Below are 14,727 nucleotides of genomic sequence, written 5' to 3'. Positions count from 1 at the left end.
AGGACCGGCTCCAGCGAGCCCGGCCCAGCAGGACCGGCTCTCGCTGGACCGAGGCAGACAGGCCTCCCGCCCGGGAGGCCAGGTGCCGCAACTGTGCTCGAACTAGTGCGAAGTGACCGGAGGCAGCGCGAACATGGCCGGCGGGATGCGCAGGATGGCGGTCTACCTCGGCCTCGTCGAGGACGAGGCGGATCGCTACGACCGCTACGACGACTACGACGGCGACGAGCGCGGCTACGACGCCGCCTACGGTGCGGACTACGACGCCGAGCCCGAGCACAAGCGCGCCGAGTCCTACGAGCCGGCACCCCGGCCGCGGGCGGCCCGCTCGCTGCACAGCGAGGGCCTGCACTCCGAGGGCGGCGTCTCCGAGATGCCCGCCCGGGACGTACGCCTGCGCGAGCCGGCGGGGCGTGGCGCGCATGCGCACGGCTCGCTCTCGCACGGCTCGCTGTCCCACGGCACCGAGGGCTCGCTCGCGACGGTGGCGCGCACCGCGCCGGCGCCCGCTCCGCAGCCCGTGGCGCTGGACCGCATCACCACGATCCACCCGCGCTCCTACAACGACGCGAAGCAGATCGGTGAGAGCTTCCGCGGCGGTGTCCCCGTGATCATGAACCTCACGGACATGGACGACGCCGACGCCAAGCGGCTCGTCGACTTCGCGGCGGGGCTCATCTTCGGCCTCCGTGGCACCATCGAGCGTGTGACGAACAAGGTGTTCCTGCTTTCGCCCGCCAACGTCTCGGTCAGCGCCGAGGAGCGGGCCCGGATGGCCGAGAACGGCTTCTTCAACCAGAGTTAGGGCCTGTGCGTACCTTCGGGGAGATCGTCTACGTCCTGCTGACGATCTACACATTCATCCTGATCGCCCGGCTCGTCCTCGACTACGTCCAGCTCTTCGCCCGCTCCTGGCGGCCGCGCGGAGTCGTGCTCGTGGTGGCCGAAGCCATCTACTCCGTCACCGACCCGCCACTGCGTGCCCTCCGGCAGGTGATCCCGCCCCTGCGCTTGGGTAACGTCTCGCTCGACCTGTCGTTCCTCGTGCTGATCGTGTTCGTACAGGTCTTGGCTAGTGTGGTCCGGGCTGTGTTCATCGTCTGATGTTCCTTCCTGACCACCCACCGACCCGTCGAGGAGCACCACATGCCTCTCAGTCCCGAGGACGTCGCCAACAAGCAGTTCACGAGCACGCGCCTCGGACGTGGCTACGACGAGGCCGAGGTCGATGACTTCCTCGACGAGGTCGAGGCCGAGCTCACGCGGCTGACCCGCGAGAACGACGAGCTGCGCGGCAAGCTCTCGCAGTGCCAGCGCGCGCTCTCCGAGGCCCAGGCCCGGCTCGCCCGCGGCGAGGGAGCTCCCACCACCGGGGCGCACCCCGTGGTGGTGCCGACCGGCCCTCACCCCGTGGCCGTGCCGACCGGGCCGCACCCGGTCGCCGTCCCCACCGGCCAGCACGCCGTCGCGCCGGCCCCTGTGCCCGCCCAGCCCGAGCCCGCCCCCGCGCCGCCCGCGCCCGCCCCGGCTGCGCCGGAGCAGGCCGCCGGCATCCTCGCGCTGGCGCAGCGCACCGCGGACGAGCACGTCGCCGAGGCGCGGACCCAGGCCGACCGCATCGTCAGCGAGGCCCGCACCCGGGCCGAGGCGCTGATCCGCGAGGCGGAGGAGCGCCAGCGCCAGGTGCTCGGCACGCTCGAGACCGAGCGCTCGGTGCTCGAGCGCAAGGTCGACGACCTGCGCTCCTTCGAGCGTGACTACCGCGCGCGGCTCAAGTCGTTCATCAGCGGCCAGCTGCAGGAGCTCGACTCCCGTGGGGGCAGCGACAGCGGCGAGGGCCGCGGGTTCGCTCCCGTCGGCGGCGGTGGCCACCGCGCGGACGACAGCGGGTTCAGCATGGACAAGAGCTAGCCAAGAGCTAGCCAAGAGCTAGCCAGACCCGGCGCGCGGCGCCGGCACGGACGACGACGGCGGGCGGCCCCTCGGGGCCGGCCCGCCGTTCCCGTCTGCGCTCGCCCCCGCCAGCGGGAGCTACGCGGTCCCGCCAGCGGGAGCCGCGCCCTGCCGCCAGCGGGAGCCACGCCCTGCCGCCGGCGGGAGCGAGCGGGTGCCACCCGCGGCGGCCCCGGCTCGCTCCCTTCCCGGGCGTCAGCGCTTGGCGACCCAGAAGGTCAGCCCGAGCGCCTCGTCACTGAATCGGTGGGCTTCGGCGCCATCCCCGCTCGCGTCGCCGTGCTGCTCCGGCTCGCCGGCGGCGTACTCCGTCGCCAGCACCTCCGCCGACACGGCCCCGCCGTGCTCCTGAAGCGCCACGGCGAGCTCGCCCTCGGCCTGCCACCACAGCGCGATCCGGTCACTGACCTCGAAGCCGCTGGCCTTGCGGGCGTCCTGCACGAGCCGGACCGCCTCCCGGGCGAGGCCGGCCCGGACGAGCTCCGGCGTCAGCTCCAGGTCGAGCGCGACGGTCAGGCCCGGCTCGCTCGCGACGGCCCAGCCCTGCTTCGGCGTCTCGGTCACCGTGAACTCGTCGGGCTCCAGCGCGACCCGCTCGCCCTCGACCTGCACCGCCGACTCCGCGAGCAGCGCGCTCACGTCCGCGGCCGTGACGGCCGCGGCCACCAGCGGGGTGCGCTTGGCGAAGCGCTTGCCCAGCGCGCGGAAGTTGGGCTTGGCGGTGCGCGTGACCAGCGCGGCGTCCTCGGCGAGGACGCCCTCGCGCTCGACGTTGAGCTCCTCGCGGGCGATCGCCCGCAGCTCCTCCGGAAGCGCCGCCCAGTCCTTGGACAGCACGGCGACCTCTGCCAGCGGCTGCCGGGTGCGGACCTTGTGCTCGGTGCGCGCCGAGCGGCCCAGCTCGACGACCCGCCGGACGAGCGTCATCTGCTCGGCGAGGGTGTCGTCGACGAGCGCCCCGTCGACCGTCGGCCAGGCCGCGAGGTGGACCGAGGACGGCAGCTCGGAGGAGGTCGCCGCGAACAGGTCGCGCCAGACCCGCTCGGTGACGAACGGCACGACGGGCGCGAGCAGCAGCGTCAGCACGTAGAGGCACTCGTGCAGCGTCGCCAGCGCCGCAGGGTCGCCGTCCCAGAAGCGGCGGCGCGACCGGCGGACGTACCAGTTGGACAGGTCGTCGATGTAGCGCGAGAGCAGGGTGCCGACGCGCTGGGCGTCGAACTCCTCCATGGCCTCGGTCACGGCCAGCGCCACGCGGTGCGCCTCGGAGAGCGCCCAGCGGTCCAGCACGGAGCGCTCGGCCAGCGGGGGAGCGGGCGTGGCCGCCGGGTCATAGCCCGCGGTCCGGCCGTAGAGCGAGAGGAACGACGCGGTGTTCCAGTAGGTCAGCAGGACCTTGCGCACGACCTCCTGCAGGCCGGTGTGGCCCACGCGGCGCGCGCCCCAGGGCGAGCCGCCGGCGAACATGAACCAGCGCAGCGCGTCGGCGCCGTGCTCGTCCATGAGCGGCACCGGGGCGAGCACGTTGCCCAGGTGCTTGCTCATCTTGCGGCCGTCCTCGGCGAGGATCAGGCCGAGGCAGAGGACGTTCTCGTAGGACGAGCGGTCGAACACGAGCGTGTTGACGGCCATGAGCGTGTAGAACCAGCCGCGCGTCTGGTCCTGCGCCTCGGCGATGAACTGCGCCGGGTAGGCCCGCTCGAACTGCTCGACGCTGCCGGCCACGTGCGGGTATCCCCACTGCGCGAACGGCATCGCGCCGGAGTCGAACCAGCCGTCGATCACCTCGGGCACGCGCGTCGCCTCGGCGCCGCACGTCGGGCACGCGAGCGTGATCTCGTCGACGAACGGCCGGTGCGGGTCGAGGCCTGACAGGTCGCGCCCGGCGAGCTCGCCGAGCTCCTTGCGCGACCCGACAACGGTGATGTGCGCTTCAGTGCAGCGCCATGCCGGCAATGGGGTTCCCCAATACCGGCTTCGGGACAGCGCCCAGTCGACGTTGTTCTTGAGCCAGTCGCCGTAGCGGCCCCACTTGACCGCGTCCGGGAACCAGCGCGTCTTCTCGTTCTCCGCGATGAGCTGGTCCTTGCGCTCGGTCGTGCGGATGTACCACGACGGCATCGCCATGTAGATCAGCGCGCTGTGGCAGCGCCAGCAGTGCGGGTAGGCGTGCTCGTACGGCACGTGCTTGAACAGCACGCCGCGCTTCTCGAGCTCGACGATCAGGTCCGGGTCGGCCGTCTTGAAGAGCTTGCCGCCGACGACGGGCAGGTCGGCGTCGAAGGTGCCGTCGCGCCGGATGGGCGTGACGACGGGCATGCCGTAGCGGCGGCACACGGCCATGTCGTCCGCGCCGTACGCCGGCGCCTGGTGGACAAGGCCGGTCCCGTTCTCGGTCGTCACGTAGTCGCCCAGCACGACGAAGTGGCCGTCGGCCCCTTCGGGCCACGCGAGCAGGTCGAGCGGGCGCTGGTAGCGCCAGCGCTCCATCTGCGCCCCCGTGTACGTCGCGTCGACCGTCCAGCCCTCGCCGAGGGCCTGCTCGAGCAGCGGCCGGGCGACGATCAGCCGCTCCGCGCCGTCGGTGGCGACGACGTATTCGACCTCGGGATGCGCGGCGACCGCGGTGTTGGACACGAGCGTCCACGGCGTGGTCGTCCAGACCAGCAGTGCCGCCCGGCCGGCCTCGGGGCCGGACGTGAGCGGGAAGCGCACGAACACCGACGGGTCGACGATGTCCTCGTAGCCACCGGGCTGGCCGAGCTCGTGGTCCGAGAGCGTCGTCTGGTCCCGGGGGCAGTAGGGCGCGATGCGGTAGTCCTCGACCAGCAGGCCCTTCTCGGCGATGCGCTGCAGCGCCCACCAGACCGAGTCGACGTACTCCGGGTCCATCGTGCGGTAGGCCTGGGACATGTCGACCCAGTAGCCCATCCGCTCGGTCATGGCCTCGAACGCGTCGACGTGCCGCTCGACGCTGGCGCGGCAGCGCTGGTTGAACTCGGCCACGCCGTAGGACTCGATGTCCTTCTTGCCGGAGAAGCCGAGCTCCTTCTCGACCGCCAGCTCGACCGGCAGGCCGTGGCAGTCCCAGCCCGCCTTGCGCGGCACGCTGAAGCCGCTCATGGTGCGGAACCGCGGGAAGACGTCCTTGAAGACGCGAGCCTCGACGTGGTGGGTGCCCGGCATGCCGTTGGCGGTCGGCGGGCCCTCGTAGAACACCCACGACGGCTGCCCCTCGGACTGCTCCAGGCTGCGGGCGAAGGTCTTCTCCGACCGCCACACGTCCAGCACGTCGCGGTCGAGCGCCGGCAGGTCGACCTGCGGCGGCAGCGGGTTGTAGGTGCGGGTGTCAGGGCTCACGGGGTGCGTGCTCCTCCGTCGTCTGCGTCGTCTCGCTCGACGGAGGGACGAGGCTGCCGGTCTGGCCGGGCCCCGCGGTACCACCCTCCTTGGCCGCTCCACGGGAGCGTCCCTCTCTGCACGGCGCCGGCCGGGTCTACGCCACCGTCGCGCGGAACGCTCCGGCGGCTTGTTCCGGCGGCTCGGGGGTGATCTTCACCGCCGCGCACGCCCCCGGGCTCGCACCGTCCCCGGGTCGCTCCTGGCTGCGTGCGGGGCTACTCGTCCCCGTCGTCACCTTCTCGAACGCCGGTCCTAGCGTAGCGCCGGGAACGAGGGGCGAGGGGAGGCGGCGATGAGCGCGGGGAGCAGTGGCGCGGCGCCGGTGCGCGTCGCCCTGCGGGTCCGGCCGGGTGCGTCCCGCACGGCCGTCGGAGGCGTACGCGGGGAGGCGCTCGTGGTCGCGGTGACCGCCCCCGCGGTCGACGGGCGGGCCACCGAGGCGGCCCTGCGGGCGCTGGCCGACGCGCTCGGCGCCCGGCGGCGCCACGTGCGCCTCGTGGCCGGCGCGACCAGCCGCGACAAGGTCGTGGAGATCGACGGGGAGGCCGCGCCGACCTGGCCGAACGGGTGTCCCGGCTGCTCGCGGGAGCGCCCGGCCCGGGATGAGCCGGCCCCGCGCCGGAGCACCTCCGGCGGGCCCACGTGCGCGCCCGGGCACTTCCGGCGCGGCTTCGTCGTTGTCCGCACGACCCGGGGGTGCATATCCTCGGCAGACTGTCCGAGCGCTGGGGAGGGGGATCCGACGATGGCCACGACCCGCGGCACGAGCAGCCGGGCTTCTCAGACCGCCGAGACCGCACCGGCGGCCTCGGGAGACGGCCCCCCGGCCCCCCGCAAGCGCGCCGCCAAGACGGCTGCCGCGGCGGCGCCCGCAGCGCCCACGGTGACCCGCAAGGCCAAGGCCGACAGCGCGGCCGAGCCGGCCGCCAAGCCCGCGGGCAAGCGGGCGTCCGCCAGGGCCTCCGTCGTCGAGACTCCCGAGCCCGCGGCCGCCCCGGCCGGCGTGGCCACCGCACCCGACCCGGAGGCACCCGTGGCGACGTCGATCCCCGAGCAAGCGGCACCCGGAGACGATCGGGCGGCTCCGCTCGCCGACACCGCCGCCTCGCTGCCCGTCCGCGCCGGCGAGGACCCCTGGACCCCGGACGAGCTGCGCGAGGTCTGCCAGGAGCTGCAGGCCGAGGCCGAGCGGCTGCGCCGCGAGGTCGCCGAGACCGAGACCGAGATCGCCGACCTGCTGCGCGACTCCGGCGACGGGGCGGGCGACGACCAGGCCGACGCCGGCAACAAGACCTTCGAGCGGGAGCACGAGCTCTCGCTGGCCAACAACTCGCGCGGGATGCTGCTCCAGGTAGAGCGCGCGCTGGCCCGCATCGACGACGGCAGCTACGGCACGTGCGAGAGTTGTGGCCAGCCGATCGGGAAGGCCCGGCTGCAGGCCTTCCCCCGCGCGACGCTGTGCGTGTCGTGCAAGCAGCGCGAGGAGCGTCGCTGAGCCACCAGAGCCCCCCGTCGCCCGCTCGCGGGCGCGGTCGTCGTCCCGCCGTGCTCGCGCTCGGCCTCGTCGCGCTCGTCGTCTACGCCGTCGACCAGGTGACCAAGGTCGTCGCCAAGTCCGCGCTGGAGGGCAAAGAGCCCGTCGAGGTGCTCGACGGCGTCCTGCAGCTGCGGCTCGTGCTCAACCCCGGAGCGGCCTTCGGGATCGCCGGGGGCGCCACGGTCCTGTTCACGGTGGTCGCCGCGGTCGTGGCGGTCGTGATCATCCGCATGGCCCGCACCCTGCACAGCACCGCGTGGGCTGTCGCGCTCGGCCTGCTGCTCGGCGGCGCCCTCGGCAACCTGACTGACCGGGTGCTGCGCGCGCCGGGCCTCTTCCGCGGCCACGTCGTGGACTTCCTCGAGCTGCCGAACTGGCCCGTGTTCAACGTTGCCGACATGGCGATCTGCTGCGCGGCGGCGCTGCTGGTGCTGCTGTCGCTGCGCGGCGTGCAGCCGACCGGGCCCGCGCACGGCGACGACGCGCACGGCGACGACGCGGAGGCCCTCGCCGATCCCGGGCGCGAGGAGCAGCAGGACGTCTCGGCCGCCGAGCTCCGGGAGCGGCGTGATGCCTGACATCCGCTCGCTGCCGGTCCCGGAGGGGCTCGAGGGCGAGCGGCTGGACGCCGCGCTCGCCCGGCTCTTCGGACTCTCGCGTACCCGTGCGGCCGAGCTCGTCGCGGAGGGGCTGGTCCGCGTCGACGGCACCCCCGCGTACAAGTCCCAGCGGCTCGTGACCGGGTCCGAGCTCGAGGTCGAGCTGCCGCCCCCGCCTGCGCCCGTCGAGCTGGTGCCCGAGCACGTCGAGGGCATGGGAATCGTCTACGACGACGACGACATCGTCGTGGTGGACAAGCCGGTGGGGGTCGCGGCCCACCCGAGCCCGGGCTGGAACGGCACGACGGTGATCGGCGGGCTCGCGGCCGCGGGCTTCCGCATCTCGACCTCGGGCGCCGCGGAGCGCCAGGGCGTCGTGCACCGGCTCGACGTCGGCACCACCGGCCTCATGGTCGTGGCCAAGTCCGAGCGCGCCTACACGCTGCTCAAGCTGGCGTTCAAGGAGCGCACGGTGGACAAGGTCTACGGCGCGCTGGTGCAGGGCCATCCGGACCCGTCGCGGGGCACCGTCGACGCCCCGATCGACCGCCACCCCTCCTCCGACTGGAAGTGGGCGGTGGTCGCCGGCGGCCGGGAGAGCGTGACGCACTACGAGACGGTGGAGGCCTTCCGGGCCGCGACGCTGCTCGACATCCACCTCGAGACCGGGCGGACGCACCAGATCCGCGTCCACATGTCCGCGCTGCGCCATCCCTGCGTGGGCGACCTGACCTACGGCGCCGACCCCGTGCTCGCCCAGCGGCTGGGGCTCACGCGGCAGTGGCTCCACGCCCAGACCCTGGCGTTCGACCACCCGTCGACGGGCGAGCGCGTCACCTTCACCTCGCCGCCTCCGCCCGACCTGGCGCAGGCGCTGGAGATCCTGCGGGAGGAGGGGTGACGTCGGTGACACCGGCCGCTGTGCAGATCGAGCGGGTCACCTCGCCGGAGGGCTTCGACCGGGCCTTCGCCGTGCGCGTCGAGGTCTTCGTCGACGAGCAGCAGGTCCCGATCGAGCTCGAGCGCGACGACCGGGACGACACGTCGGTGCACTTCCTCGCCGTACGCGACGGCGAGGTCGTGGGCACGGTGCGGATGTACGAGGACCCGCCGGGCGAGGCGCACCTGGGGCGCCTCGCCGTCAGGGCGTCGGCGCGCACCGGCGGCGTCGGGCGCGTGCTGGTCGACGCGGTCGAGACGGAGTCGCGGGCCCTGGGGCTCCGGCGGGTCGTCCTGTCCGCGCAGCTGCAGGCAATGGGGTTCTACGAGCGGCTGGGCTACACCGCGTACGGCCCGGTCTACGACGACGCCGGCATCCCGCACCGGGACATGGCCAAGGAGCTCGGCCCCTGACGGAGCGTCAGCGCTCGTCCGCGGCCGGCCGGCGTGCCCCCGGCTCGTCCTCGACCCAGCGCCGGGCGCCGGGCCCGTGCCGGCCGAGCTCGTCGCCCGGGTTGAGCAGGGCGCAGCTGCGCAGCGAGAGGCATCCGCAGCCGATGCACCCGAGCAGGTCGTCGCGCAGGTGGGTCAGCCCGTCGATCCGCTCCTGCAGGTCGTCGTGCCACTGGCGGGACAGCCGCGCCCAGTCCGCGACGGTGGGCGTGCGGCCCTCCGGCAGCGCCGAGAGGGCCTCCCCGATCTCCTGCAGCGAGATCCCCACCTTCTGTGCGAGCCGGATGAACGACACCCGGCGCAGCACGTCCCGCTCGTAGCGTCGCTGGTTGCCACCGGTGCGCGTGCTGCTGAGCAGGCCCTTGCGCTCGTAGAAGTGCAGGGTGGACACCGCGACGCCGCTGCGGCGGGCCACGTCGCCGATGCCGAGGGTGCCCGTCCGTCCGTCCTCGGCCACTGCCCGCCTCCGCCGCTGTCGGTTGACCTCAACCATAGTTGAGGTCCTAGCGTCGCGACCCGTGAGTGGACGAGGAGAGGACGACCAGGCCGAGCGGTCGCCGCGGGAGGCCGCATGGGTCACCGGCAGCGCCACCTGGCTGATGGGGCTCCAGCTGTTCGGGGTGCGCAGCGACGAGTCCGAGGCCGTTCCGCCGTCTACCTCTGGCAGCGCGCGCATGGCGGGCTGTCAGTGGCCGGGGCTAGCGTGACGAACGTCCGACGACAGCGAGGACGCACCTGATGGACATGGAAGTCACCGCGTGGATGTCGATGTACCACGCGATGAACGCGGAGGAAGAGCGACGCCCGTTCTCGCGGGCCACGCTGCGGCGGATCCTGGCGTTCGCGCGCCCCCACCGGCGGATGCTCGTGCAGTTCCTGCTGCTCAGCGTCGTGCTCGCCGTGCTCGCGGTGGCCACTCCGGTGCTTGCCGGGCGCGTGGTGGACGCCATCGTCGACGGGGACGAGACGTCGACGGTCGTCACGCTCGCCCTGATCATCGCCGGGCTCGCGATCGTGGAGGCAGGGCTCGGCCTGCTCAACCGCTGGCTGTCCGCCCGCATCGGCGAGGGGCTGATCCTCGACCTGCGCCGCACGGTCTTCGACCACGTGCAGCAGATGCCGGTCGCCTTCTTCACCCGGACGCGCACCGGCGCGCTGGTCAGCCGGCTCAACAACGACGTCATCGGCGCCCAACGCGCCTTCAGCGACACCCTCTCCGGGGTCGTCGGCAACCTCGTGGCGCTCGTCCTGACGCTGGCCGTCATGCTCAGCCTGTCCTGGCAGGTCACGCTCCTCGCGCTGGTGCTGCTGCCGGTCTTCGTCGTGCCGGCCCGTCGCATGGGCACGCGGATGGCCTCGCTCGAGCGGGAGGCGGCGAACCACAACGCTGCCATGGGCACGCAGATGACGGAGCGCTTCTCCGCGCCCGGCGCCACGCTCGTCAAGCTCTTCGGCCGCCCGGCCCACGAGTCGGCCGAGTTCGCGGGCCGGGCCGCCCGGGTGCGGGACATCGGCGTGCGCACCGCCATGGTCCAGACGGTCTTCGTCACCGCGCTGACCCTCGTCTCGGCCCTCGCGCTGGCCCTGGTCTACGGGCTCGGCGGGTTCTACGCCCTGCGCGGCAGCCTCGACGCGGGCGCGGTCGTCACGCTCGCCCTGCTGCTCACCCGGCTCTACGCCCCGCTGACCGCGCTGGCGAGCGCGCGGGTCGAGGTCATGACCGCGCTGGTCAGCTTCGAGCGGGTGTTCGAGGTCCTCGACCTCGAGCCGCTCATCCGGGAGCGGCCGGACCCGCTGCAGGTGCCCGACGGGCCGGTGTCCGTCGAGTTCGAGGACGTCCGCTTCGCCTACCCGGCGGCGGACAAGGTCTCGCTCGCCTCGCTTGAGGAGGTCGCAAAGCTCGACACCCGGGGCGGGGTGGAGGTGCTGCACGGCGTGTCGTTCCGCGCTGAGCCGGGCCAGATGGTCGCGCTCGTCGGCTCCTCCGGCGCCGGCAAGTCCACCATCGCCAGCCTGCTGCCGCGGCTCTACGACGTCGACGCCGGGGCGGTCCGGCTGTCCGGCGTCGATGTGCGCGACCTCTCCTTCGCCTCGATCCGCGACGCGCTCGGCATGGTCACCCAGGACGGCCACCTCTTCCACGACACGATCCGGGCCAACCTCGTGCTCGCACGCCCTGAGGCCACGGACGCCGAGCTGGACGAAGTGCTCCGGCGGGCGCGGCTGACCGACCTCGTCGCAGCGCTCCCCGACGGCCTCGACACGGTCGTCGGCGAGCGCGGCTACCGCTTGTCCGGCGGCGAGCGCCAGCGGCTCACCATCGCCCGGCTCCTGCTCGCCCGCCCCCGCGTGGTCATCCTCGACGAGGCGACCGCTCACCTGGACTCGACCTCCGAGGCCGCCGTGCAGCAGGCGCTGGGTGAGGCCCTCGCCGGCCGCACGGCGATCGTCATCGCGCACCGGCTCTCGACCGTCCGCGCCGCCGACCTCATCCTCGTCGTCGAGGCAGGGCGTGTGGTGGAGCGCGGCACGCACGAGGAGCTGCTCGCCGCCGGTGGCCGCTACGAGGAGCTCTACCGCACGCAGTTCGCCGCCCCGGAGCGGGCGGAGGCTTCGGGCACCAAACCTGCGGGCCTCGCGTCCGAGCATGCAGTGCGGGGGAGCGGGGTGCGGACGGAGGCGGTCGTGCCTGTGCAAGGCGGTGGCTGAACGCCCGGCGAACACCTGCTGACCATGTGGCGGGGACAACCCGGTCGGCTCGCTTCAGCCCACCGGCGTGGGGAAGATCAGTGCACGTGACGCCCCTCTCGACGACAGCCCAGCCCGCCTCCGCGCCGGCCCAGCCGCCGGTGCAGCCGCCCACGCTGATCCTGCCCGGGCTGTGGCAGGCGGGCATGCCGCTGGACTGGGCGTGGGCCACCCGCGCCGGGATAGAGGTGATCGTCGACGTCAACGACGCGGACCACGTCCACCCCGCCGAGCGGGTGGCCGGCCTGCGCTACGTCAAGGACCCGCTGACCGACGCCGCGCAGGTGCCCGACGCGGAGCAGCTCGACGCGCTCGTGTCTCTCACCGTCGATGCGGTCCGTGCCGGGCGGCAGGTCCTCGTGCACTGCGGCTTCGGCAAGAACCGCTCCGGCCTCGTCGTGGCCCTCGCCGTCCGGGAGCTGCTCGGGGTCGACGGCCGCACCGCGCTCGCGCACGTCCGCTCCATCCGCACGCGGGCCGTCAACAACGCGACGTTCGCGGCCTACGTCGAAGAGCTGCCGGCGCCCGAGCTCGTCGCGGGCTGACAAGGGCTCACACGTAGCGGGAGAGCGCTGTCCCCAGCCACGAGACGTCCTCGCCGCGCTGCGCCGCGCACCAGACCCGGAAGGTGACGGCGCCGAGCCCGCAGATCTCCTCGACGAGGCCCAGGCCCGGCCAGGAGCGCACGTCGTAGCCGTAGGCGGCGCAGAAGTCGAGGTACTCCGCCTCGTCGAGCTCACCGCGCTCCCGACGCTGGGCGGCGGGGACGAGGTCGTACTCCTTGGGGCCGACGGCGACGAAGTCGCTGTCGATCAGCACGGGCCGCCCGTCGCGGCGCAAGACGTTCGAGGGTGACACGTCGCCGTGGATCGCGCCGACGCCCAGTCCGCTCGACAGGCCGGACACCTCCGTCAGGAGCCGCTCGCGCGCCGCGAGTGCCACCCGGACCAGGCCCGGGTCCGCGGCCGGCAGCGCCGCGTAGGCCGCGACCTGGCCGGGCAGGCGGCGCAGCGGCGTCCATGCCGGCAGCTCGTCCGTCGGCACGGCCGCCGCGTGCCAGGACCGCAGCAGCGACCCCACCTCGGGCCAGCCCACGGGCGCGCCGGCGGGCACCCAGGGATACCCGACGACCACGCCGTGCCGCGTGACGACCGGCGGCGCGACCGGGCGTACCCACAGGGACGCGGCCGCGTCCAGGGCTGCGGCCTGCGCGGAGAGCCGCACGGCATCGCTCCCGGCCGGGTAGACCTTCACCGCCAGGCCGTCCACCTCGAGCACCGCGGTGGACACGACCTGCACCACCCGTGCGGCGCGGACCGAAGCGGGGGACAGGCCCAGCGGCGCGGCCGCTGCCCGTGCTGCGGCCAGGACCTGCTCGAGCCCGAAGGCCGGCTCAGGAGCAGCCCGCTGGGCAGGCACGAGCGCGGAGGCGACGGGTACGACGCGCGCGGTTCCTGCGACGGAGGGCGCCGTTGCGCGGTGGACGGGCACGACGGCCCCGTCGGGGTCGTCGTCGGCGGCGTCAGGGGTGCGTGGAAGGACGCGAGAGCGCATGCGGTGCTCCGGGAACGAGGAACGACAGGTGCCAGCACCGGTGGGCCTGGGCGCTGCTGCGCTCTCGCTGGAGTCGCTCCTCGTGGCCGCTGAATCAGCCGCTGTTCCTCGCCGGTGGAGGGAATGTACGGCACACCGGCCGCTCGGGGGCGCACTTGGCGAAGGTGCAGTGCCGTTCGGGTGAACGCCGCGTCCCGCCCGCCCCCAGGGGCCCGCTCAGGGCCCCTCAGGGGTGCTCGCGCGCTCGGTCGTCCCGGCCATCCGGCGCCTCGGCCACGACGGGGGCCGGGCGGGCGGGGCGCAGCCCGGGCAGCCTGCCCACGCCGAGCACCACCCAGCCGGCGGCGAGCCCCCAGAATGCCGAGCCGACCCCGGCCACCTGGGCCCCGGACACGGTGACCACGAGGGTGACGACCGCGGCCTCACGCATCGCCGGGTCGTCCGTCGCAGCCTTGAGCGCGGAGGCCAGCGCGCCGAGCAGGGCCAGGCCGGCGACCGCCTGCAGGAGCAGCAGCGGGGCCAGGCCGGCCAGCGCCGTGACGAGCCCTCCCAGCAGGCCCAGCACGACGTACGCAGCACCGCTCGTCGCGCCCGCGACCCACCGCCGCTCCGGGTCGGGAGCGGCGCCGGGGCCGGCGGCGAGAGCGGCCGTGAGCGCCGCCAGGTTGACGGCGTGGCCGCCGAAGGGCGCCGCCGCGACGGTTGCAGCCCCCGTGACCCCGAGCAGCGGGCGCAGCGGCGGCCGGTAGCCGTAGGAGGCGAGGACGCCCATCCCCGGAATGTTCTGCGACGCCATCGTCACGAGGAACAGCGGCAACGCCAGGCCCACGACGGCCGCGACGTCGAAGCTCGGCGCGACGGCCTCCGGTGTGGCGAGCAACGGCGTACCGGACAGCGTGTCGCCGAGCCCTCCCGCGGACTCGAGGGCGACGCCGACGGCCGCCGCCGCGAGCGCCCCGGGCACCGCCCACCGCGGGGCCCAGCGGGTGAGCGCCAGCCACACGGCGACGACCGGCAGCGCCAGGCGCGGGATCTCCACCGCCGCCCGGGCCGGGGCCAGGCACAGCGAGAGCAGGACGCCGGCGAGCATGGCGTTGGCCAGCGCGGGCGGGATCGCGGCGATCGCCCGCCCGAGCGGGCGCCAGAGCCCCGCGAGGACGAGGAGGGCGCCGGTGACCAGGAAGGCCGCCACCGCCGCCGGGAAGCCCCCCGAGGGGGCGCCGGTCGAGGCGAGGAGCGCGGCCCCCGGGGTGGACCAGGCGACGCTGATCGGCATCCGCAGCCGGACGCTGAGCAGCAGCGCCGACAGGCCCATGCCGAGGCAGAGCGCGGCGAGCCCGGAGGCGGCCTGCGCCTCGCTCGCGCCGACGGCGCGCAGCCCGGTCAGCACGACGGCGAACGAGCTGGTGAACCCCACGACGGCGGCGATCAGCCCGGCAAGGACGGTATGGCCGGTGTGACCTCGGTGACCGGCGCGGCCGGCCCTGCCGTCGCGACCCCCTGAGTGCCTGCTCCCGGCGGCACTCGCCTCGCCGGGCATGC

Annotated in this window: 13 protein-coding genes; 9 read left to right on the top strand and 4 right to left on the bottom strand. The window is 74.2% G+C overall.

The window, feature by feature from the left end; all coding sequences use genetic code 11:
• Positions 1 to 133: 133 nt before the first annotated feature.
• Genes G9H71_RS24830 through G9H71_RS00545 form a run of 3 tightly spaced genes read left to right on the top strand, consistent with a single transcriptional unit; the run spans position 134 to position 1,911 of the window.
• Positions 134 to 805, top strand: a complete 672-nt coding sequence (locus G9H71_RS24830; RefSeq protein WP_166278783.1) for a cell division protein SepF — start codon at positions 134 to 136, stop codon at positions 803 to 805.
• A 5-nt stretch (positions 806 to 810) separates the two neighbouring features.
• A complete protein-coding gene (locus tag G9H71_RS00550) occupies positions 811 to 1,104 on the top strand; it encodes a YggT family protein (RefSeq protein WP_166276353.1) in 294 nt (97 codons plus the stop codon).
• A gap of 42 nt (positions 1,105 to 1,146) precedes the next feature.
• Positions 1,147 to 1,911, top strand: coding sequence for a DivIVA domain-containing protein (locus tag G9H71_RS00545; RefSeq protein WP_166276350.1), 765 nt, complete (start codon positions 1,147 to 1,149; stop codon positions 1,909 to 1,911).
• 237 nt (positions 1,912 to 2,148) lie between these two features.
• Here the strand turns inward: G9H71_RS00545 and ileS are convergent, their stop codons facing one another.
• A complete protein-coding gene (gene ileS / locus G9H71_RS00540) occupies positions 2,149 to 5,313 on the bottom strand; it encodes an isoleucine--tRNA ligase (RefSeq protein ID WP_166276347.1) in 3,165 nt (1,054 codons plus the stop codon).
• Between the two features lie 334 nt (positions 5,314 to 5,647).
• On the opposite strand from ileS, the gene G9H71_RS23010 reads away from it, so the two are divergent.
• Genes G9H71_RS23010 through G9H71_RS00515 form a run of 4 tightly spaced genes read left to right on the top strand, consistent with a single transcriptional unit; the run spans position 5,648 to position 8,844 of the window.
• Entirely contained in the window at positions 5,648 to 6,850 is a 1,203-nt protein-coding gene (locus tag G9H71_RS23010; RefSeq protein ID WP_196791501.1) for a DUF167 family protein, read from the top strand.
• 50 nt (positions 6,851 to 6,900) lie between these two features.
• Positions 6,901 to 7,470, top strand: a complete 570-nt coding sequence (gene lspA / locus G9H71_RS00525; protein ID WP_331272635.1) for a signal peptidase II — start codon at positions 6,901 to 6,903, stop codon at positions 7,468 to 7,470.
• On the top strand, positions 7,463 to 8,392 hold the full coding sequence (locus G9H71_RS00520; RefSeq protein ID WP_166276344.1) for an RluA family pseudouridine synthase: 930 nt from the start codon (positions 7,463 to 7,465) through the stop codon (positions 8,390 to 8,392). The genes lspA and G9H71_RS00520 overlap by 8 nt, the downstream gene beginning before the upstream one ends.
• Positions 8,389 to 8,844: a GNAT family N-acetyltransferase gene (locus tag G9H71_RS00515; protein ID WP_407939647.1), complete on the top strand. Its 456-nt coding sequence runs from the start codon at positions 8,389 to 8,391 to the stop codon at positions 8,842 to 8,844. The genes G9H71_RS00520 and G9H71_RS00515 overlap by 4 nt, the downstream gene beginning before the upstream one ends.
• 7 nt (positions 8,845 to 8,851) lie before the next feature.
• Here the strand turns inward: G9H71_RS00515 and soxR are convergent, their stop codons facing one another.
• Positions 8,852 to 9,340, bottom strand: a complete 489-nt coding sequence (soxR, locus tag G9H71_RS00510; RefSeq protein WP_331272633.1) for a redox-sensitive transcriptional activator SoxR — start codon at positions 9,338 to 9,340, stop codon at positions 8,852 to 8,854.
• Between the two features lie 281 nt (positions 9,341 to 9,621).
• On the opposite strand from soxR, the gene G9H71_RS00505 reads away from it, so the two are divergent.
• Together G9H71_RS00505 and G9H71_RS00500 are read left to right on the top strand one after the other, a co-directional pair.
• Positions 9,622 to 11,592, top strand: a complete 1,971-nt coding sequence (locus tag G9H71_RS00505) for an ABC transporter ATP-binding protein (RefSeq protein ID WP_166276338.1) — start codon at positions 9,622 to 9,624, stop codon at positions 11,590 to 11,592.
• Positions 11,593 to 11,678: 86 nt separating this feature from the next.
• Positions 11,679 to 12,176 (top strand): protein-tyrosine phosphatase family protein, encoded by a 498-nt coding sequence (locus tag G9H71_RS00500; protein ID WP_166276335.1) that lies wholly within the window; start codon positions 11,679 to 11,681, stop codon positions 12,174 to 12,176.
• A 7-nt stretch (positions 12,177 to 12,183) separates the two neighbouring features.
• Here G9H71_RS00500 and G9H71_RS00495 read toward each other — a convergent pair whose 3' ends face one another.
• Both G9H71_RS00495 and G9H71_RS00490 read right to left on the bottom strand, forming a co-directional pair.
• Positions 12,184 to 13,185, bottom strand: a complete 1,002-nt coding sequence (locus tag G9H71_RS00495) for a phosphotransferase (protein WP_166276332.1) — start codon at positions 13,183 to 13,185, stop codon at positions 12,184 to 12,186.
• Between the two features lie 226 nt (positions 13,186 to 13,411).
• Positions 13,412 to 14,602, bottom strand: coding sequence for a benzoate/H(+) symporter BenE family transporter (locus tag G9H71_RS00490; RefSeq protein WP_407939646.1), 1,191 nt, complete (start codon positions 14,600 to 14,602; stop codon positions 13,412 to 13,414).
• Positions 14,603 to 14,727 lie beyond the last annotated feature (125 nt).

It is taken from the genome of Motilibacter deserti, assembly GCF_011250635.1.
GTDB lineage: Bacteria > Actinomycetota > Actinomycetes > Motilibacterales > Motilibacteraceae > Motilibacter_A > Motilibacter_A deserti.
Note: the sequence above shows the minus strand (reverse complement) of the source record. Positions and strands in the feature narration are given on the sequence as shown.